Consider the following 17,602-nt stretch of genomic DNA (forward strand, 5'->3'; position numbering starts at 1 on the left):
GTCTCAATCGCAAGACGCCTTGCTATTTACTTTTCATCAGACAATCTGTGTGAGCACTTCAAAGAACGTTTCTTTAAGGTAAGGAGGTGATCCAACCGCAGGTTCCCCTACGGTTACCTTGTTACGACTTCACCCCAGTCATGAATCACAAAGTGGTAAGCGCCCTCCCGAAGGTTAAGCTACCTACTTCTTTTGCAACCCACTCCCATGGTGTGACGGGCGGTGTGTACAAGGCCCGGGAACGTATTCACCGTAGCATTCTGATCTACGATTACTAGCGATTCCGACTTCATGGAGTCGAGTTGCAGACTCCAATCCGGACTACGACATACTTTATGAGGTCCGCTTGCTCTCGCGAGGTCGCTTCTCTTTGTATATGCCATTGTAGCACGTGTGTAGCCCTACTCGTAAGGGCCATGATGACTTGACGTCATCCCCACCTTCCTCCAGTTTATCACTGGCAGTCTCCTTTGAGTTCCCGGCCGAACCGCTGGCAACAAAGGATAAGGGTTGCGCTCGTTGCGGGACTTAACCCAACATTTCACAACACGAGCTGACGACAGCCATGCAGCACCTGTCTCAGAGTTCCCGAAGGCACCAAAGCATCTCTGCTAAGTTCTCTGGATGTCAAGAGTAGGTAAGGTTCTTCGCGTTGCATCGAATTAAACCACATGCTCCACCGCTTGTGCGGGCCCCCGTCAATTCATTTGAGTTTTAACCTTGCGGCCGTACTCCCCAGGCGGTCTATTTAACGCGTTAGCTCCGAAAGCCACTCCTCAAGGGAACAACCTTCAAATAGACATCGTTTACGGCGTGGACTACCAGGGTATCTAATCCTGTTTGCTCCCCACGCTTTCGCACCTGAGCGTCAGTCTTTGTCCAGGGGGCCGCCTTCGCCACCGGTATTCCTCCAGATCTCTACGCATTTCACCGCTACACCTGGAATTCTACCCCCCTCTACAAGACTCTAGCCTGCCAGTTTCGAATGCAGTTCCCAGGTTGAGCCCGGGGATTTCACATCCGACTTGACAGACCGCCTGCGTGCGCTTTACGCCCAGTAATTCCGATTAACGCTTGCACCCTCCGTATTACCGCGGCTGCTGGCACGGAGTTAGCCGGTGCTTCTTCTGCGAGTAACGTCAATCACTGCGGTTATTAACCACAATGCCTTCCTCCTCGCTGAAAGTACTTTACAACCCGAAGGCCTTCTTCATACACGCGGCATGGCTGCATCAGGCTTGCGCCCATTGTGCAATATTCCCCACTGCTGCCTCCCGTAGGAGTCTGGACCGTGTCTCAGTTCCAGTGTGGCTGGTCATCCTCTCAGACCAGCTAGGGATCGTCGCCTTGGTGAGCCATTACCTCACCAACTAGCTAATCCCATCTGGGCACATCCGATGGTGTGAGGCCCGAAGGTCCCCCACTTTGGTCTTGCGACGTTATGCGGTATTAGCTACCGTTTCCAGTAGTTATCCCCCTCCATCGGGCAGTTTCCCAGACATTACTCACCCGTCCGCCACTCGTCACCCAAGAGCAAGCTCTCTGTGCTACCGTTCGACTTGCATGTGTTAGGCCTGCCGCCAGCGTTCAATCTGAGCCATGATCAAACTCTTCAATTTAAGTTTGATGCTCGTGAATTAAACTTCGTAATGAATTACGTGTTCACTCAGAGACTTGGTATTCATTTTTCGTCTTGCGACGTTAAGAATCCGTATCTTCGAGTGCCCACACAGATTGTCTGATAAATTGTTAAAGAGCAGTGCAACACGGCTTTCGCTCACTGTTGCGAGGTGGCGTATATTACGCTTTCCTCTTTCAGAGTCAACCCTCATTTTCAGGTTTTTCTCTTCAACTGAACCGGCTAGTTAGTGTGAAGTGATTCACGTTTGCCGTCTCAGTGGGTGCGCATTATAGGGAACTTTGTTTTTCACACAACCCCTTTTCTCACTTTTTTTTCTAAGTGTCGTTTTTTCACGCTTTTTGCGTCGTAAGTGTGCAATTTGCTTAATTTTTGAGATGAGAAACAACCAAATTGGGCCGATAATGGGAAGAAATCTCACCATGACACCGTTTCAAAGAGGTAAACATGTCTGCCGTTCTACGTCGCTATAAAGATTTATTCCCCGTCATCGGCGATCGCGTGATGATCGACGACTCCAGTGTGATCGTTGGCGACGTTCGTCTAGCTGATGATGTCAGCATCTGGCCACTGGTAGCTGCACGCGGTGACGTTAACTACATTCAGATTGGCGCCCGCAGTAATATCCAGGATGGCAGCGTCCTTCACGTCACGCACAAATCGACGAAAAACCCAGAAGGCAATCCGCTGATCGTCGGTGAGGATGTGACGGTCGGGCATAAGGTCATGCTGCACGGCTGCACCATTGGCAATCGCGTACTGGTTGGAATGGGTTCTATATTACTGGACGGTGTGGTCGTAGAAGACGATGTAATGATTGGCGCCGGGAGCCTGGTTCCACAGCATAAGCGTCTGGAAAGTGGTTATCTTTATCTTGGCAGTCCGGTGAAACAGGTTCGTCCGTTGAAAGAGGCCGAACTGGAAGGGTTACGCTATTCGGCCAATAACTATGTGAAGTGGAAAGACGACTATCTGGATCAGGACAACCAAACCCAACCCTGATTATCTTCCTGCTGTTCACGAATAAGATCGCTGGCTTCCTCTTCCAGATCCCAGCGATTTTCGCAAAACAGCGAGAGCCACTGTTGAGGCGTCTCGCCACCAAAGCGGCGCGCTATGACCTCAGCCCTGAGCGCGCACGTTAGCTGCATGCCGTTCACCAGCGCAGGGAAACAAACGGCCTCCACGTCCTCACGCCACTCTTCACGCTCGGGAAACTGGATCGCCTGGTTCATACACCCAGCTCGCGTTTTAGGGATGCAATCACCGGTTCGACATCCGGCAAAATCCCATGCCACAGTAATACCGCATGAGCAGCCTGGCCCACCAGCATACCGAGCCCATCAGCATACCGTTTAGCGCCGTGCTCGGCACACCATGCGAGAAATGCGGTATCACCTTTCTGATAGAACATGTCATAGCAGCAAACATGATGGTTAATCAGCGACTCGGGGATCGGTGGCGTTTCTCCGGCAATACCGCTGGAGGTTGCATTAATGATGAGATCGAATTCGTGTCCGGAAAGCTCGGACATTGGGATCGCATTGACGCTTCCAGTATGGCGGAATAATTCCGCTAATGTCTGGGCGCGAGCATGGGTACGGTTGGTCAGCGTCACGTTACAATCCAGAGAGAGTAAAGGCAGCAGCACACCACGAGCCGCCCCACCCGCGCCAATCAGCAGCACACGATAACCAGGCTTAATCAGCCCCAGACGTTCCAGGTCGCTCAGCAGGCCAATGCCATCAGTGTTATCACCGAGAATTCGCCCATCATCAAGACGCTTAAGCGTGTTGACCGCCCCTGCCAGCGCAGCGCGTTCCGTCAGTTCATCTGCGCGGGCAAACGCCTCTTCTTTAAAAGGCACCGTGACATTGGCCCCTTTTCCGCCCTGTTGGAAGAAGGCGTTTAGCGTATCGACGAAACCATCCAGCGGCGCCAGCATACGCCCATAGGGGTGGGCGATACTCAACTGTTCGGCAAACTGCTGATGAATGAACGGCGATTTGCTGTGCGCAATCGGGTTACCAAAAACAACGTAGCTTTCCACGGTTTACCCCTGGCGAAAACGTTCGCCCGTCAGGGCATCAAGTATTTCAGATGGATTCAGTCGTCCCCCGGTCGGCGCATCAACCACCGGGAAATCATCACCAAACTGCGCAAGCACTTCGGCGGTGGTCCGGCACGGCGGCAGACCGGTCAGGTTTGCGCTGGTAGAAACCAACGGTTTACCGTAGGCCTCACAGAGTGCAATCACCACTGGGTGATCCGTGACACGAACGGCCAACGAGCTAAAACGACCGGTTAACCAACCTGGCGTGGTTGATTTCGCCGGGAAGACGAAAGTCACCGGGCCCGGCCAACGCGCAAACACGGTGGCGCGCTGCGCTTCGGTCAGCATACTGTCGTCAATATAAGGTTTAAGCTGATCAAAGCTTGCGGCGATCAGGATTAATCCTTTCTCTACCGGGCGCTGTTTCAACGCCAGCAGGCTCATGACGGCTTCTTCATTGTCGGGATCGCAACCAACGCCAAATACGGCTTCGGTTGGATAAGCGATGACTTCTTTATTGTTCAGAGCGACAACCGCACGCTGTACGGCCTCTGATGGCAGGTTTTTATTCACTGATTTGTTTCGCCGGTACCGGCTTTCCACATTGTTTGCTGGCACAAAAGCGTTTTACGCCCTGCGCCGTTTTCTTTTCGATAAGCAGCGGGTAATGGCACTCGGGGCACTCCCCCGCTACCGGAGTGAAGTTAATGACGAACTGACATTCCGGATAGCGATCGCAGGAATGAAAGTTTTTCCCAAAGCGAGAACGGCGCTGCACCAGGTGCCCTTGCTGACACGCGGGACAGACGATTGCCGTTTCATCGGGTTTATCAATAACCTCAGTGTGTTCACATTCAGGATACTGGCTGCATCCAATGAACATGCCAAAGCGCCCCTGGCGCAACACCAGTACGGCACCACACTCTGGACATGACTGCCCCTCCAGAATTTTAACGATATGTCCGTCCGCCTGGCTTTTCAGGGGACGAACGTAATCGCATTCCGGATAATGGGAACAGCCCAGAAACGGCCCGTGTTTACCGGACCGTATAACCAGTTCAGCCCCGCACTGCGGGCAGGGCTCGTTTTTAGACACCGAAAACAGTGCAGATTTGGCCATAACAACTCTTGATGCCACAAAATGAATTAATGCAGCATACCTTCATTCGTCTCGAAGAGTAATTCTTCCATTTGTTGATAGGCGTTTTCGCAGCCAGGAAGGTTGAACAGAACCATCAAAATGACCCACTTCAGCTCTTCCAGCTCAAACTCTGCGGTATCCAACGCCATAACGCGTTCAATCACCATTTCCCGCGTTTCGAGGTTCAGCACCTGAATCTGCTCAAGGAATAACAGGAACCCCCGGCAGCTGGCATCCAGTCGTTGACTCTCTTCCTCGGTAAAAATACGCACGGAGAGAGGGTCGGACGCAAGCTGCATCGGTTCTACGAGGCCTTCCTGATAGTCGGCGAGCTTTTCCAGCCATATTAGCGCGTTGAAGATATCTTCACGTTCGAACCCTGCATCGGTAAGATCCCGAGTCAGTTTGTCCTGGTCCACGCGCATGTCTGTTTCTGTATGGATGTAGGTCTCAAACAAATACATTAGTACGTCGAACATGGCCTGCCCTCCTTAATCGGACATAGCCGCCGGGTACAGCTGCGATCCACCCTGCTAACTCCAGTTCAAGTAGCTGAGCCACGGTCACTGGCACAGGTTGGCCGGCACGTTCAGCGACGACGTCAACAGGTGTTACCTCATCTCCTACGTTAGCCAGGAGCTCAGGAAATGGCAATGCTACACATTCCTTATCTGCACAATTATTTGTCATTTCGGGCGGTTCGGACAAATGTCTGTTTAATCCAGGAAAAAGCGCCAGAATATCCTCAGGTTCCGTCACCATCATCGCCCCCTGCTTAATAAGCCAGTGCGGCCCCTCCATACCAGGATTTCCCAGCGGGCCGGGTATCGCAAACACCTCTCGCCCTTGCTCGAGTGCGCACCTCGCTGTCACTAACGAGCCGCTACGCAGCGCGGCCTCCACCACCAGGACGCCACGGCTCAGACCGCTGATGATGCGGTTACGACGGGGGAAGTTATACGGCGCAGGCGCGGCACTTAACGGAAACTCAGAAACCAGCGCCCCGCCATGTTCAACAATCTGCTCAGCTAGCGCTCGGTGTCGATGAGGGTAAATATGAGCCAGGCCACTACCCAGAATGGCGATAGTTTTTCCCTCCGCCTGCAGGGCGCTACGATGCGCCACACCGTCAATACCCAATGCCAGACCGCTGGTGATAGTCACTCCCTGCCTCGCCAACACCTCACAAAAGTACCGCCCCCACCGTTCACCATAGTGTGAGTGATGGCGACTGCCGACAACCGCAAGCTGTGGGGAGCGTAATAATGTGAGATTGCCGTGCACGCACAGCACGGCGGGATAATCGCGGATAGCACGAAGCGGCTCAGGGTAATAAGGAGAGTCGGCGAGTAAAAGGTGGTTTCCTGGTATGTCCAGCCAGCGCTGATTGGCCTCTATCTCGATCTGCGTTAGCGCGAAAAATCGTTCGGCCTGCTTAATACTAAATCCTAACGCAAAGAGCGTCTGGCGAGTGATATTGCTTTCCCGGCGAAGCGTGCAAAGCGCATACAGCATCTCATCGCCATACAAATCATTTACCTTCATCAGCCGGAAGGCTATATCTTCTGGCGACATCCTTTCCCCCTTGCCACATGCGGCATCAGCAATCCTTGCGATTGGTCACTGATGCTGTCAATTAGAGGGGGTTTTGTCTAGAATAGAGGTAATAATCTTTCCTACTCCTGAACAGAACTCTGGATATTTATGGCAGTTTTGCAAGTATTACATATTCCGGACGAGCGTCTTCGCAAAGTCGCCGCCCCGGTAAAAGAAGTGAATGAAGAAATTCAGCGAATTGTCGACGATATGTTCGAGACAATGTACGCCGAGGAAGGTATTGGTCTGGCGGCAACGCAGGTCGATATTCATCAACGCATTATCGTTATCGATGTGTCAGAGGATCGCGCCGAGCAACTGGTGCTGATCAACCCTGAGCTGTTGGAAAAAGACGGCGACACCGGTATTGAAGAAGGCTGTCTGTCAATTCCTGAGCAGCGCGCGCTAGTTCCTCGCGCTGAACGCGTGAAAATCCGCGCTCTCGATCGTAACGGTAACCCGTTCGAGCTTGAAGCTGATGGTCTGCTGGCTATCTGCATTCAGCATGAGATGGACCACTTAGTCGGTAAACTGTTTATCGATTATCTTTCTCCGTTAAAACAGCAACGTATTCGCCAGAAAGTTGAGAAACTGGATCGCCTGAACGCGCGTGCCTAAGGATAAGGATTAACGTGTCAGATTCACTACGTATTATTTTTGCGGGTACCCCTGACTTTGCAGCGCGTCATCTTGACGCGCTGTTGTCGTCTGAGCACCAGGTCGTTGGCGTATTTACCCAGCCAGACCGCCCTGCCGGTCGCGGTAAGAAACTGATGCCAAGCCCGGTCAAAGTGCTGGCGGAAGAGAAAGGTATTCCGGTCTTCCAGCCAGTCTCACTGCGCCCTGAAGAAAACCAGAAGCTGGTCGCTGACCTGCAGGCTGACGTGATGGTCGTGGTCGCCTACGGGCTTATCCTGCCGAAAGCCGTGCTGGCTATGCCACGCCTCGGCTGTATTAACGTTCACGGTTCCTTGCTGCCGCGCTGGCGCGGTGCTGCACCCATTCAGCGTTCGCTGTGGGCGGGTGACAGCGAAACCGGCGTCACCATCATGCAGATGGACGTAGGTCTGGATACGGGCGATATGCTGCATAAGCTCTCCTGCCCGATTACCGCTGAAGATACCAGCGCCAGCCTCTACGACAAACTGGCAGAACTGGGCCCGCAGGGACTGCTGCATACGCTGCATCTGCTGGCGACCGGCGCGGCTAAGCCTGAAGTTCAGGATGAAGCATTGGTCAGCTACGCTGAGAAGCTCAGCAAAGAAGAAGCGCTTGTTGACTGGACGCTCAGCGCAGCACAGCTTGAGCGCTGCATCCGCGCCTTCAACCCGTGGCCGATGAGCTACATCATCATTGATGAGCAGCCGGTAAAAATCTGGCAGGCGACGGTGATTGATAAACCCGCCGGCGCCGAGCCAGGTACCATCCTGGAAGCGACTCGCCAGGGAATTCAGGTCGCAACCGGTGACGGTATCCTCAACCTTATTTCGCTGCAGCCAGCGGGTAAGAAGGCGATGAGCGCACAGGATCTGCTGAATTCACGTCGGGAGTGGTTCATTCCCGGTAACCGTCTGCTTTGACGGTTCATACCTTTTAAAGCCCGGAGTCTCCGGGCATTTTTATTTTTGCGGTTATGAAAAAACATCTTAATTTACGCAGTATGGCGGCGCAGGCCGTAGAGCAGGTCGTCGAAAAGGGCCAGTCGTTAAGCAACGTGCTGCCTGCATTGCAGCAAAAAGTGGCCGATAAAGATAAAGCACTATTGCAAGAGCTGTGCTTCGGCGTGCTACGCACACTCTCTCAGCTGGAATGGATGATCCAGCAGCTGATGGAGCGCCCGATGACGGGCAAACAGCGCACCGTCCACTATCTGATTATGGTTGGCTTTTATCAGTTGCTGCATACCCGTATTCCCCCGCACGCCGCGCTGGCCGAAACCGTTGAAGGTGCCGTGGTCATCAAGCGTCCGCAGCTCAAAGGGCTGATCAACGGAGTATTACGCCAGTTTCAACGTCGTCAGGAAGAGCTGCTGTCTGAATTCTCCCAAAGCGAACTGCGTTTTCTGCACCCGTCCTGGCTGGTGAAACGCATCAAGAATGCCTATCCGCAGCAGTGGGAAGCCATTCTTGAGGCCAACAACCAACGCCCGCCAATGTGGCTACGCGTCAACCGTAATCACCATACCCGCGATGCCTGGTTAGACTTACTGACGGAAGCAGGCATGACCGGTTTCCCGCACCCGGATTATCCAGATGCCGTGCGTCTGGAAACACCTGCATCGGTGTTAGCATTGCCAGGCTTCGAGCAGGGCTGGGTTACCGTACAGGACGCTTCCGCCCAGGGCTGCATGCGTTATCTACAGCCGGAAAACGGTGAGCAGACCCTGGATCTGTGCTGCGCGCCAGGGGGGAAAACCACACATATCCTGGAAGTCGCACCACAGGCTGACGTGCTGGCGGTTGATGTTGATGAAAAGCGCCTGTCACGCGTTTACGACAACCTTAAACGTCTTGGCATGAAGGCAACCGTTAAGCAGGGCGATGGCCGCTATCCAGAGCAATGGTGCGGCGAGCAGTTGTTCGATCGTATCCTGCTGGATGCGCCATGCTCCGCCACCGGGGTTATTCGTCGTCACCCGGACATCAAGTGGCTGCGCCGCGACCGCGATATCCCTGAGCTGGCTCAGCTGCAGGCTGAAATTCTCAATGCCACCTGGGCTCACCTGAAGCCGGGCGGCACGTTAGTTTATGCCACCTGTTCTATCCTGCCAGAAGAGAATCAGCAGCAAATTGCCGCGTTCCTGTCGCGGACACCTGATGCAGTGCTCAGCGATACAGGTACACCTGAACAGCCTGGCCAACAGAATTTACCGGGTGCAGAAGAAGGCGATGGTTTCTTCTACGCTAAGCTAATCAAGAAGTGATGAGATAACGGGTCGCAACTGATGAAAATTATCATTCTGGGTGCCGGGCAGGTTGGCGGCACACTGGCGGAAAACCTGGTCGGGGAAAATAACGACATCACGATTGTCGATACTAACGGCGAGCGACTGCGCAGCCTGCAGGATAAATTCGACCTGCGCGTTGTTCAGGGTCACGCTTCTCATCCCCGGGTACTGCGCGAAGCAGGTGCCGATGATGCCGACATGCTCGTCGCGGTGACCAGTTCAGATGAAACCAACATGGTTGCCTGCCAGGTGGCCTACTCACTGTTCAACACGCCAAACCGTATCGCCCGTATCCGTTCCCCGGACTATGTACGCGATGCGGAGAAACTGTTCCACAGCGATGCCGTACCTATCGATCACCTGATTGCACCAGAACAGCTGGTTATCGATAACATCTACCGCCTGATTGAGTACCCAGGCGCGCTGCAGGTGGTAAACTTTGCCGAAGGTAAGGTGAGCCTGGCTGTCGTTAAAGCCTACTACGGCGGGCCTCTGGTGGGTAATGCGCTTTCGACTATGCGCGAACATATGCCGCATATCGATACCCGCGTAGCCGCTATTTTCCGTCACGACCGACCTATTCGCCCGCAGGGCTCAACTATCGTTGAGGCTGGGGATGAAGTCTTCTTTATTGCCGCATCGCAGCATATTCGAGCGGTAATGAGCGAGCTTCAGCGTCTGGAGAAACCATACAAGCGCATTATGCTGGTCGGCGGCGGGAACATCGGAGCAGGCCTGGCGCGCCAGCTGGAAAAAGATTACAGCGTGAAGTTGATTGAACGTAATCAACAGCGTGCGGCGGAGCTTGCTGAAAAGCTGCAGAATACGATCGTATTCTTTGGCGATGCATCGGATCAAGAACTGCTGGCGGAAGAACATATCGATCAAGTTGATCTGTTTATTGCCGTCACCAACGATGATGAAGCCAATATCATGTCAGCGATGCTGGCTAAGCGAATGGGCGCCAAGAAAGTGATGGTGCTGATTCAACGCAAAGCCTACGTTGATTTGGTGCAGGGGAGCGTTATCGATATTGCGATCTCCCCGCAGCAGGCAACGATCTCCGCACTGCTGAGCCACGTGCGTAAAGCGGATATTGTGGGCGTTTCCTCTCTTCGCCGCGGCGTTGCCGAAGCCATTGAAGCCGTCGCACACGGTGATGAAAGTACTTCGCGCGTAGTGGGCCGCGTTATCGATGAAATCAAACTGCCGCCAGGTACTATTATTGGCGCGGTGGTACGCGGAAATGACGTGATGATTGCTAATGACAATTTACGCATTGAGCAAGGCGACCACGTGATTATGTTCCTGACCGATAAAAAATATATTTCGGACGTGGAACGCTTGTTCCAGCCAAGTCCCTTCTTCCTTTAATTACCCAAAGGCGCTCAATAGAGCGCCTTTTTTACTAACCCGCTATTATTTAAGGGTTAATTAATACTGCCATATTTATTATCACCAATGGAAAATAGATAAACATTTGTTAAACTTATAAACGTCAGCTAGCACAAGGGAGAATAAAATGAGCATTATTAAAGAGTTTCGCGAATTCGCGATGCGAGGAAATGTTGTCGATTTGGCAGTGGGTGTCATTATTGGTGCAGCGTTTGGCAAGATTGTATCGTCATTAGTTGCGGACATCATCATGCCGCCGCTGGGGCTGCTCATTGGTGGAATTGATTTCAAACAGTTCGCGGTAACGCTGCGCGATGCGCAAGGTGATGTACCAGCAGTCGTCATGCATTATGGCGTGTTCATTCAGAACATCTTCGATTTTGTGATTGTTGCCTTCGCCATCTTTATGGCGATAAAACTTATCAACAAGCTTAACCGTAAGAAAGAGGAGCCAGCTGCTGCTCCTGCACCAACCAAAGAAGAAGTCCTGCTGTCTGAAATTCGTGACCTGCTGAAAGAACAGAACAACCGTTCTTAATCAGGCCGCAGAAAGCAGAAAGCCAGTGGTAAAAAAGCGCATCGCTTGTTTGCCACTGGCCTCCCGCCCGTACCCCTTACCGTGTTTTTCTTTCCGCAGATAGCTGCCTTTACCTTTCTTATTTTTCTCTACGCGCTGACGAAACAGCGGGTCATGTAATAGGGCTTCGATGGCATTGTCTTTAATCTGCCCCTTCGTATGCTGATAGCGGCTCATAACATCTCCTGATTGTGTGTTTATTACGCGGCGAGTGTAGATCTAATTATGTAAATACTCAACTCGCATTTTACGATGCCCCCGCACCCTCTTCCAGAATCCCGAGAATAGAGCAATGTTGGCTGCTATGCGCAGTCCCACAGCAGGCATCATTCAGCTGTTTTAGCGCGCGCTGCATCGCCTGCAGTTCTTCGATTCGAGATTCAACTTCGCTCAAGCGAGCCTGTACGATCCCTTTTGATTCCTGGCAGGTGTGGTGAGCGGGATCCACGCGGATCGAAAGTAATTCGCGGATCGACTCAAGAGTAAACCCCAACTGTCGGGCATAGCGAATAAACTTCAGGCGCTGAAGATCGTCCGCAGTATAAAGGCGAAAGCCGCCTTCAGTGCGAATATCATGGCTCATCATCTGCTGTTTTTCATAATAGCGCACGGTATCCGGCGTCACGCCGGCAAGCTTTGACAGTTCACCAATGCGGTACATAGCTACTCCTCGTTAATTTTACTCATCAGCTTATCGGCATAGTCACCGCGCAGAAAATCAGTACTTAATCCTGCTTGCTGCAATTTCAGTTCCATTAGCGCCAGTCGACGGCTCAGTTCCTGATATCGCGCATCTTCCCGACGAATACCTTTCAGCAAATCGGCTAATTCAACGGCCTGCTTACGCTGCTCAAGTTCTGGGGGCAAACACCCCGCGTTCTTCAACAACCGATAGCCAGAACGTAACGCTTCGGGTACGGCGGAATCATCGTCAAGCACCAGTGGTTCACCCTGACCTGGCAGGTTATCAAACTCACCTTTGCGCTGCGCATCGGTAATATGGCGTTCGGCCCATTGATCCAGTAACCACATGTACCTACTCCGGAGAAATGAACAGAAAAGATACGACTATTGTAGAAGGGTGGGGGTAACGGGGATATAAAAAAACCCGCCGAGGCGGGTTTTTTTACTTTACTACAGATTACTCTGCAGCTGCTTCTGCTTTCGATTCTGAACGATCAACCAGCTCGATGTAAGCCATCGGCGCATTGTCGCCTGCACGGAAGCCACACTTCAGAATGCGAGTGTAACCACCGGTACGGCTCGCGAAACGCGGGCCCAGTTCGTTAAACAGTTTTGCCACGATCTCGTTATCACGAGTACGGGCGAATGCCAGACGACGATTAGCAACGCTATCAGTCTTGGCAAGAGTAATCAGCGGCTCAACTACGCGACGCAGTTCTTTCGCTTTAGGCAGGGTCGTCTTGATGATTTCATGACGAACCAGTGAACCTGCCATGTTGCGGAACATAGCCTGGCGATGGCTGCTGTTGCGGTTCAGTTGACGACCACTCTTACGATGGCGCATGACCTTATCCTTCTCAGTAAAACCTTAACCTGTGATCCGGTTACTCGTCAGCAATGCTTGCCGGCGGCCAATTTTCCAGGCGCATGCCCAGAGAAAGACCACGTGAGGCCAGCACGTCTTTAATCTCGGTAAGAGATTTTTTACCCAGGTTAGGCGTCTTAAGAAGCTCAACCTCGGTACGCTGTACCAGATCACCGATATAGTGGATAGCTTCTGCCTTGAGGCAGTTAGCAGAGCGGACAGTCAATTCCAGATCGTCAACAGGGCGCAGCAGGATCGGATCGAATTCTGGTTTCTCTTCTTTCACTTCCGGCTGACGTACATCACGTAAGTCAACGAAAGCTTCCAGTTGTTCTGCCAGGATGGTTGCCGCACGACGAATCGCCTCTTCAGGATCGATTGTGCCGTTGGTTTCCATTTCGATGACCAGCTTGTCCAGGTCGGTACGCTGTTCTACACGCGCTGCTTCAACATTGTAGGCAATACGCTCTACAGGGCTGTAGCATGCGTCGACCAACAGACGGCCGATCGGGCGCTCATCTTCTTCCGAATGAATTCGGGCAGAAGCCGGCACATAACCGCGACCGCGCTGAACTTTGATACGCATGCTGATAGCTGCGTTCTCATCGGTCAGGTGGCAGATCACGTGCTGCGGCTTGACGATTTCGACATCACCATCATGGGTGATATCGGCTGCGGTCACAGGGCCAATGCCAGATTTATTCAAGGTAAGAATAACTTCATCTTTACCCTGAACTCTCACCGCCAGCCCTTTCAGGTTGAGCAGGATTTCAAGGATATCTTCCTGAACGCCTTCTTTGGTGCTGTACTCATGAAGTACACCATCAATCTCAACCTCGGTCACCGCGCAACCCGGCATCGATGAGAGCAGAATACGGCGCAGTGCGTTACCCAGAGTATGGCCAAAGCCACGCTCTAAAGGCTCAAGGGTCACCTTGGCGTGCGTCGAACTCACTTGCTCGATATCTACCAGGCGCGGTTTTAGAAACTCTGTCACAGAACCCTGCATTGTGTCCTCTCTTTGGTACTAAGCTTTACTTGGAGTAAAGCTCGACGATCAGGTGTTCGTTAATGTCCGCAGACAGATCAGAACGCTCAGGCTGACGCTTGAACGTGCCTTCCATCTTGCCAGCATCAACTTCCAGCCAGGTTGGCTTTTCACGCTGTTCAGCCAGCTCCAGAGCGGCTTTAACGCGAGATTGCTTTTTCGCTTTCTCACGGATGCTAACAACGTCATTCGCTTTAACCTGATAAGAAGCGATGTTAACAACACGACCGTTTACCATGACTGCTTTATGGCTAACCAGCTGACGTGCTTCTGCACGAGTGGCGCCAAAGCCCATACGGTATACTACGTTGTCCAGACGACCTTCCAGCAGAGCCAACAGGTTTTCACCGGTGTTGCCTTTCAGACGTGCTGCTTCTTTGTAATAGTTACGGAACTGACGCTCCAGCACGCCGTAGGTACGACGAACTTTTTGCTTTTCACGCAACTGCACACCATAGTCAGACAGACGCGGTTTACGCGCACCGTGCTGGCCAGGAGCTTGTTCAATTTTACACTTGGTATCGATCGCGCGAACGCCAGACTTAAGGAATAAGTCGGTGCCCTCACGACGGCTCAGCTTGAGCTTAGGACCCAAATATCTTGCCATTTTCTTTCTCCAACAAACCTGGAAAACGAAGCGTTATACGCGACGTTTCTTCGGCGGACGACAACCGTTATGAGGGATCGGAGTCACATCAGTAATATTAGTGATGCGGAAACCAGCGGCGTTCAGAGCACGAATAGTAGATTCGCGGCCTGGACCCGGACCTTTAACCATAACTTCCAGATTCTTGATGCCGTATTCTTTAACGGCGTCAGCGCAACGCTCTGCTGCAACCTGAGCTGCAAACGGAGTGGATTTACGCGAACCACGGAAACCGGAACCACCGGCTGTTGCCCAACCCAGCGCATTACCCTGACGATCGGTAATAGTTACGATGGTGTTGTTAAAAGAAGCATGGATATGAGCCACGCCATCAGAGACTTGTTTTCTTACACGCTTACGTGCACGAACTGGTGCCTTTGCCATTATTCAATCACCCCGATTATTTCTTGATCGGTTTGCGCGGACCCTTACGGGTACGTGCGTTGGTCTTGGTACGCTGGCCGCGAACCGGGAGACCACGACGATGACGCAAACCGCGATAGCAACCAAGATCCATCAGGCGCTTGATGCTCATGCTAATTTCACGGCGCAGATCACCTTCAACGACAAATTTGGCAACTTCGTCACGCAGCGTGTCGATTTGTCCTTCAGACAGCTCACTGATCTTAACATTTTCAGCGATACCCGCAGCAGCCAGGATGGCTTTAGAACGGGTCTTGCCGACGCCATAGATCGAGGTTAACGCGATCACAGCATGTTTCTGATCAGGAATGTTAATGCCTGCTATACGGGCCACTATGCACTCCTACTATTTAATATGTACGCACCATGCTGAAAAGCCCGTTTTCAGGATACTCAAATGGAAACGTACAGACATACAAAAGATTGGCTGGCTAATCTAGCCAGCTCAACCCAACTTTGCAAGAAAAATATGCGAATAAATCAGCCTTGGCGCTGTTTATGCTTCGGCTCGGCGCTGCAAATCACACGGATGACACCATCACGCTTAACGATTTTGCAGTTACGGCATAATTTCTTGACGGAAGCACGAACTTTCATTTTTACTCTCCGTAACTTCTCGGGCGACCTTTTAGCGGCTATAGCCTTTGAGGTTCGCCTTCTTCAATGCAGACTCGTACTGACTTGACATCATCAGAGTTTGCACTTGAGCCATAAAGTCCATAATCACGACAACAACGATCAGTAGCGATGTCCCACCGAAGTAGAACGGCACTTTCATTGCATCACGCATGAACTCCGGGATCAGGCAGATAAAAGTAATATACAACGCACCAACGAGAGTCAGGCGAGTCATTACTTTATCGATATACTTCGCCGTTTGCTCTCCCGGACGAATTCCTGGTACAAATGCACCGGACTTCTTCAGGTTATCTGCTGTTTCACGCGGGTTGAAGACCAACGCCGTGTAGAAGAAACAGAAGAAGATGATTGCAGACGCATAGAGTAACACATAAAGCGGTTGCCCAGGCTGCAAATACAGCGAAATTGTTGTCAGCCAGTTCCAACCGGTACCGCCCCCGAACCATGACGCGATGGTCGCAGGGAACAGAATAATACTGGAAGCGAAGATTGCTGGGATTACCCCGGCCATATTCACTTTCAGCGGTAAATGTGTGCTCTGTGCAGCATAGACACGACGACCTTGCTGACGTTTCGCGTAGTTTACCACAATGCGGCGTTGACCACGTTCAACAAATACAACAAAGAACGTCACTGCAAACACTAATACTGCAACCAACAGCAACAGGAGGAAGTGCAGGTCGCCTTGACGCGCTTGCTCGATAGTATGGGCAATGGCTGGCGGGAGTCCCGCAACGATACCAGCGAAGATAATGATTGAGATACCGTTGCCGATACCACGCTCAGTAATCTGTTCGCCGAGCCACATCAGGAACATAGTCCCTGTAACCAGACTCACAACAGCGGTGAAATAGAATGCAAAGCCTGGATTGATTACCAGGCCCTGCATACCAGGCATATTCGGTAAACCGGTAGCAATACCGATTGACTGGAATATTGCCAGCACCAGAGTGCCGTAACGGGTGTACTGGCTGATCTTACGACGACCAGACTCCCCTTCTTTCTTGATTTCTGCCAGCGTTGGATGAACCACCGTCAGCAGCTGGATAATAATCGATGCCGAAATATACGGCATGATACCCAGGGCAAAGATAGAAGCACGGCTGAGAGCACCACCAGAGAACATGTTGAACATTTCAATGATGGTGCCTCGCTGTTGCTCAAGCAGTTTGGCAAGTACAGCGGCATCAATACCAGGGATCGGAATAAAAGAGCCAATACGGAACACAATAAGCGCACCGATTACAAACAACAGTCTGCGTTTCAGCTCGCCTAAGCCACCTTTGGCACTTTGAAAATCTAATCCCGGTTGTTTAGCCATCTGCTACTTATTCCTCGATTTTACCGCCAGCAGCTTCGATAGCAGCACGAGCGCCTTTAGTAACACGCAGGCCACGAACAGTTACCGGGGTAGAAACCTCACCAGACAGGATCACTTTCGCGAACTCGATCTGAATACCGATAATGTTAGCTGCTTTCAGCGTGTTCAGGTCAACAATACCGCCTTCCACTTTCGCCAGGTCAGACAGACGGACTTCCGCTGTAATCGCTGATTTGCGAGAAGTGAAGCCGAACTTCGGCAGACGACGGTACAGTGGCATCTGGCCACCCTCGAAACCACGACGTACGCCACCGCCAGAACGAGACTTCTGACCTTTGTGACCACGACCGCCGGTTTTGCCGAGGCCAGAACCGATACCACGACCCAGACGGCGACCCGCCTTTTTAGAGCCTTCGGCCGGAGACAGAGTATTTAAACGCATCTCTTACTCCTCAACTTTAACCATGAAGTAAACCGCGTTGACCATACCACGAACAGCAGGAGTATCCTCGCGTTCTACGGTGTGACCAATACGACGCAGACCCAGGCCAAGCAGCGTTGCCTTGTGTTTCGGCAGACGACCGATTGCACTGCGGGTTTGAGTAATTTTAATAGTCTTTGCCATGGT

At 52.1% G+C, this 17,602-nt stretch carries 24 protein-coding genes and 1 rRNA gene; 6 read left to right on the plus strand and 19 right to left on the minus strand.

The annotated features are described in order from the left end of the window. Nucleotides 1–79 precede the first annotated feature (79 nt). Nucleotides 80–1,619: ribosomal RNA gene (locus tag AB2B48_RS15610) — 16S ribosomal RNA — on the minus strand. 467 nt (nucleotides 1,620–2,086) lie between these two features. Between AB2B48_RS15610 and AB2B48_RS15615 the strand changes: the two genes are divergently transcribed. After that, entirely contained in the window at nucleotides 2,087–2,641 is a 555-nt protein-coding gene (locus tag AB2B48_RS15615; protein ID WP_368299585.1) for a gamma carbonic anhydrase family protein, read from the plus strand. On the opposite strand, the gene AB2B48_RS15620 is transcribed toward AB2B48_RS15615, so the two are convergent. The 6 genes from AB2B48_RS15620 to dprA are packed head-to-tail and all read right to left on the minus strand — an operon-like array spanning nucleotide 2,617 to nucleotide 6,408. Further along, a complete protein-coding gene (locus tag AB2B48_RS15620; protein ID WP_220440268.1) occupies nucleotides 2,617–2,874 on the minus strand; it encodes a DUF1488 domain-containing protein in 258 nt (85 codons plus the stop codon). The genes AB2B48_RS15615 and AB2B48_RS15620 overlap by 25 nt on opposite strands. Continuing rightward, nucleotides 2,871–3,689, minus strand: a complete 819-nt coding sequence (gene aroE, locus AB2B48_RS15625; RefSeq protein ID WP_333495614.1) for a shikimate dehydrogenase — start codon at nucleotides 3,687–3,689, stop codon at nucleotides 2,871–2,873. Before aroE ends, AB2B48_RS15620 begins: the two co-directional genes overlap by 4 nt. A 3-nt stretch (nucleotides 3,690–3,692) precedes the next feature. Beyond that, the gene (tsaC, locus tag AB2B48_RS15630; protein WP_368299586.1) at nucleotides 3,693–4,265 is read right to left on the minus strand and encodes an L-threonylcarbamoyladenylate synthase type 1 TsaC; all 573 of its coding nucleotides are present in this window, start codon (nucleotides 4,263–4,265) and stop codon (nucleotides 3,693–3,695) included. Next, a complete protein-coding gene (locus tag AB2B48_RS15635; RefSeq protein ID WP_185668942.1) occupies nucleotides 4,258–4,812 on the minus strand; it encodes a type I DNA topoisomerase in 555 nt (184 codons plus the stop codon). The genes tsaC and AB2B48_RS15635 overlap by 8 nt, the downstream gene beginning before the upstream one ends. A gap of 26 nt (nucleotides 4,813–4,838) precedes the next feature. Next, nucleotides 4,839–5,312 (minus strand): DUF494 family protein Smg, encoded by a 474-nt coding sequence (smg, locus tag AB2B48_RS15640; protein WP_123650834.1) that lies wholly within the window; start codon nucleotides 5,310–5,312, stop codon nucleotides 4,839–4,841. After that, nucleotides 5,284–6,408, minus strand: a complete 1,125-nt coding sequence (dprA, locus tag AB2B48_RS15645; RefSeq protein ID WP_368299587.1) for a DNA-protecting protein DprA — start codon at nucleotides 6,406–6,408, stop codon at nucleotides 5,284–5,286. Before dprA ends, smg begins: the two co-directional genes overlap by 29 nt. Nucleotides 6,409–6,537: 129 nt before the next feature. Between dprA and def the strand changes: the two genes are divergently transcribed. From def to mscL, 5 genes are all read left to right on the plus strand, one after another. After that, nucleotides 6,538–7,047 carry a peptide deformylase gene (gene def / locus AB2B48_RS15650; RefSeq protein ID WP_333495611.1) on the plus strand — a complete coding sequence of 170 codons (510 nt, stop codon included), beginning with the start codon at nucleotides 6,538–6,540 and terminating at the stop codon, nucleotides 7,045–7,047. 14 nt (nucleotides 7,048–7,061) lie between these two features. Further along, complete coding sequence (gene fmt, locus AB2B48_RS15655) at nucleotides 7,062–8,009, plus strand: methionyl-tRNA formyltransferase (RefSeq protein WP_368299588.1); 948 nt, start codon at nucleotides 7,062–7,064, stop codon at nucleotides 8,007–8,009. Between the two features lie 53 nt (nucleotides 8,010–8,062). After that, nucleotides 8,063–9,352: a 16S rRNA (cytosine(967)-C(5))-methyltransferase RsmB gene (gene rsmB, locus AB2B48_RS15660; RefSeq protein WP_368299589.1), complete on the plus strand. Its 1,290-nt coding sequence runs from the start codon at nucleotides 8,063–8,065 to the stop codon at nucleotides 9,350–9,352. A gap of 21 nt (nucleotides 9,353–9,373) precedes the next feature. Beyond that, on the plus strand, nucleotides 9,374–10,750 hold the full coding sequence (gene trkA, locus AB2B48_RS15665; RefSeq protein WP_035895001.1) for a Trk system potassium transporter TrkA: 1,377 nt from the start codon (nucleotides 9,374–9,376) through the stop codon (nucleotides 10,748–10,750). A gap of 148 nt (nucleotides 10,751–10,898) precedes the next feature. Next, nucleotides 10,899–11,309, plus strand: coding sequence for a large-conductance mechanosensitive channel protein MscL (mscL, locus tag AB2B48_RS15670; RefSeq protein WP_185668947.1), 411 nt, complete (start codon nucleotides 10,899–10,901; stop codon nucleotides 11,307–11,309). On the opposite strand, the gene AB2B48_RS15675 is transcribed toward mscL, so the two are convergent. From AB2B48_RS15675 to rpmD, 12 genes are all read right to left on the minus strand, one after another. Beyond that, nucleotides 11,310–11,525, minus strand: coding sequence for an alternative ribosome-rescue factor A (locus tag AB2B48_RS15675; RefSeq protein ID WP_185668948.1), 216 nt, complete (start codon nucleotides 11,523–11,525; stop codon nucleotides 11,310–11,312). 70 nt (nucleotides 11,526–11,595) lie between these two features. Further along, on the minus strand, nucleotides 11,596–12,009 hold the full coding sequence (gene zntR / locus AB2B48_RS15680) for a Zn(2+)-responsive transcriptional regulator (protein WP_035894995.1): 414 nt from the start codon (nucleotides 12,007–12,009) through the stop codon (nucleotides 11,596–11,598). Between the two features lie 2 nt (nucleotides 12,010–12,011). Next, nucleotides 12,012–12,380, minus strand: a complete 369-nt coding sequence (locus AB2B48_RS15685; protein WP_185668949.1) for a DUF1992 domain-containing protein — start codon at nucleotides 12,378–12,380, stop codon at nucleotides 12,012–12,014. 109 nt (nucleotides 12,381–12,489) lie between these two features. Next, nucleotides 12,490–12,876 (minus strand): 50S ribosomal protein L17, encoded by a 387-nt coding sequence (rplQ, locus tag AB2B48_RS15690; RefSeq protein ID WP_035894993.1) that lies wholly within the window; start codon nucleotides 12,874–12,876, stop codon nucleotides 12,490–12,492. A 40-nt stretch (nucleotides 12,877–12,916) separates the two neighbouring features. Beyond that, nucleotides 12,917–13,906, minus strand: a complete 990-nt coding sequence (rpoA, locus tag AB2B48_RS15695) for a DNA-directed RNA polymerase subunit alpha (RefSeq protein ID WP_002919219.1) — start codon at nucleotides 13,904–13,906, stop codon at nucleotides 12,917–12,919. Between the two features lie 25 nt (nucleotides 13,907–13,931). Continuing rightward, nucleotides 13,932–14,552 (minus strand): 30S ribosomal protein S4, encoded by a 621-nt coding sequence (gene rpsD, locus AB2B48_RS15700; RefSeq protein WP_185668950.1) that lies wholly within the window; start codon nucleotides 14,550–14,552, stop codon nucleotides 13,932–13,934. 33 nt (nucleotides 14,553–14,585) lie between these two features. After that, nucleotides 14,586–14,975, minus strand: a complete 390-nt coding sequence (rpsK, locus tag AB2B48_RS15705) for a 30S ribosomal protein S11 (RefSeq protein ID WP_001029758.1) — start codon at nucleotides 14,973–14,975, stop codon at nucleotides 14,586–14,588. A gap of 16 nt (nucleotides 14,976–14,991) precedes the next feature. Beyond that, nucleotides 14,992–15,348: a 30S ribosomal protein S13 gene (gene rpsM, locus AB2B48_RS15710; protein WP_013364454.1), complete on the minus strand. Its 357-nt coding sequence runs from the start codon at nucleotides 15,346–15,348 to the stop codon at nucleotides 14,992–14,994. A gap of 146 nt (nucleotides 15,349–15,494) precedes the next feature. After that, nucleotides 15,495–15,611, minus strand: coding sequence for a 50S ribosomal protein L36 (gene rpmJ, locus AB2B48_RS15715; RefSeq protein WP_000868187.1), 117 nt, complete (start codon nucleotides 15,609–15,611; stop codon nucleotides 15,495–15,497). Between the two features lie 31 nt (nucleotides 15,612–15,642). Continuing rightward, complete coding sequence (gene secY, locus AB2B48_RS15720) at nucleotides 15,643–16,974, minus strand: preprotein translocase subunit SecY (protein WP_035894987.1); 1,332 nt, start codon at nucleotides 16,972–16,974, stop codon at nucleotides 15,643–15,645. A gap of 7 nt (nucleotides 16,975–16,981) precedes the next feature. After that, entirely contained in the window at nucleotides 16,982–17,416 is a 435-nt protein-coding gene (rplO, locus tag AB2B48_RS15725) for a 50S ribosomal protein L15 (protein WP_035894986.1), read from the minus strand. Between the two features lie 3 nt (nucleotides 17,417–17,419). Then, complete coding sequence (gene rpmD, locus AB2B48_RS15730) at nucleotides 17,420–17,599, minus strand: 50S ribosomal protein L30 (RefSeq protein WP_003863301.1); 180 nt, start codon at nucleotides 17,597–17,599, stop codon at nucleotides 17,420–17,422. Nucleotides 17,600–17,602: the final 3 nt, after the last annotated feature.

The sequence above is a fragment of the Kluyvera sichuanensis genome (assembly GCF_040930405.1).
GTDB classification, from domain to species: domain Bacteria; phylum Pseudomonadota; class Gammaproteobacteria; order Enterobacterales; family Enterobacteriaceae; genus Kluyvera; species Kluyvera sichuanensis.

Excerpts from the sequence above, each read along its gene's own strand:
- AB2B48_RS15615 (WP_368299585.1), top strand. The coding sequence starts at position 2,087 with ATGTCTGCCGTTCTACGTCGCTATAAAGATTTATTCCCCGTCATCGGC.
- AB2B48_RS15620 (WP_220440268.1), bottom strand. The coding sequence starts at position 2,874 with ATGAACCAGGCGATCCAGTTTCCCGAGCGTGAAGAGTGGCGTGAGGAC.
- AB2B48_RS15635 (WP_185668942.1), bottom strand. The coding sequence starts at position 4,812 with ATGGCCAAATCTGCACTGTTTTCGGTGTCTAAAAACGAGCCCTGCCCG.
- smg (WP_123650834.1), bottom strand. The coding sequence starts at position 5,312 with ATGTTCGACGTACTAATGTATTTGTTTGAGACCTACATCCATACAGAA.
- dprA (WP_368299587.1), bottom strand. The coding sequence starts at position 6,408 with ATGTCGCCAGAAGATATAGCCTTCCGGCTGATGAAGGTAAATGATTTG.
- def (WP_333495611.1), top strand. The coding sequence starts at position 6,538 with ATGGCAGTTTTGCAAGTATTACATATTCCGGACGAGCGTCTTCGCAAA.
- rsmB (WP_368299589.1), top strand. The coding sequence starts at position 8,063 with ATGAAAAAACATCTTAATTTACGCAGTATGGCGGCGCAGGCCGTAGAG.
- trkA (WP_035895001.1), top strand. The coding sequence starts at position 9,374 with ATGAAAATTATCATTCTGGGTGCCGGGCAGGTTGGCGGCACACTGGCG.
- mscL (WP_185668947.1), top strand. The coding sequence starts at position 10,899 with ATGAGCATTATTAAAGAGTTTCGCGAATTCGCGATGCGAGGAAATGTT.
- AB2B48_RS15675 (WP_185668948.1), bottom strand. The coding sequence starts at position 11,525 with ATGAGCCGCTATCAGCATACGAAGGGGCAGATTAAAGACAATGCCATC.
- zntR (WP_035894995.1), bottom strand. The coding sequence starts at position 12,009 with ATGTACCGCATTGGTGAACTGTCAAAGCTTGCCGGCGTGACGCCGGAT.
- AB2B48_RS15685 (WP_185668949.1), bottom strand. The coding sequence starts at position 12,380 with ATGTGGTTACTGGATCAATGGGCCGAACGCCATATTACCGATGCGCAG.
- rplQ (WP_035894993.1), bottom strand. The coding sequence starts at position 12,876 with ATGCGCCATCGTAAGAGTGGTCGTCAACTGAACCGCAACAGCAGCCAT.
- rpoA (WP_002919219.1), bottom strand. The coding sequence starts at position 13,906 with ATGCAGGGTTCTGTGACAGAGTTTCTAAAACCGCGCCTGGTAGATATC.
- rpsD (WP_185668950.1), bottom strand. The coding sequence starts at position 14,552 with ATGGCAAGATATTTGGGTCCTAAGCTCAAGCTGAGCCGTCGTGAGGGC.
- rpsK (WP_001029758.1), bottom strand. The coding sequence starts at position 14,975 with ATGGCAAAGGCACCAGTTCGTGCACGTAAGCGTGTAAGAAAACAAGTC.
- rpmJ (WP_000868187.1), bottom strand. The coding sequence starts at position 15,611 with ATGAAAGTTCGTGCTTCCGTCAAGAAATTATGCCGTAACTGCAAAATC.
- secY (WP_035894987.1), bottom strand. The coding sequence starts at position 16,974 with ATGGCTAAACAACCGGGATTAGATTTTCAAAGTGCCAAAGGTGGCTTA.
- rplO (WP_035894986.1), bottom strand. The coding sequence starts at position 17,416 with ATGCGTTTAAATACTCTGTCTCCGGCCGAAGGCTCTAAAAAGGCGGGT.
- rpmD (WP_003863301.1), bottom strand. The coding sequence starts at position 17,599 with ATGGCAAAGACTATTAAAATTACTCAAACCCGCAGTGCAATCGGTCGT.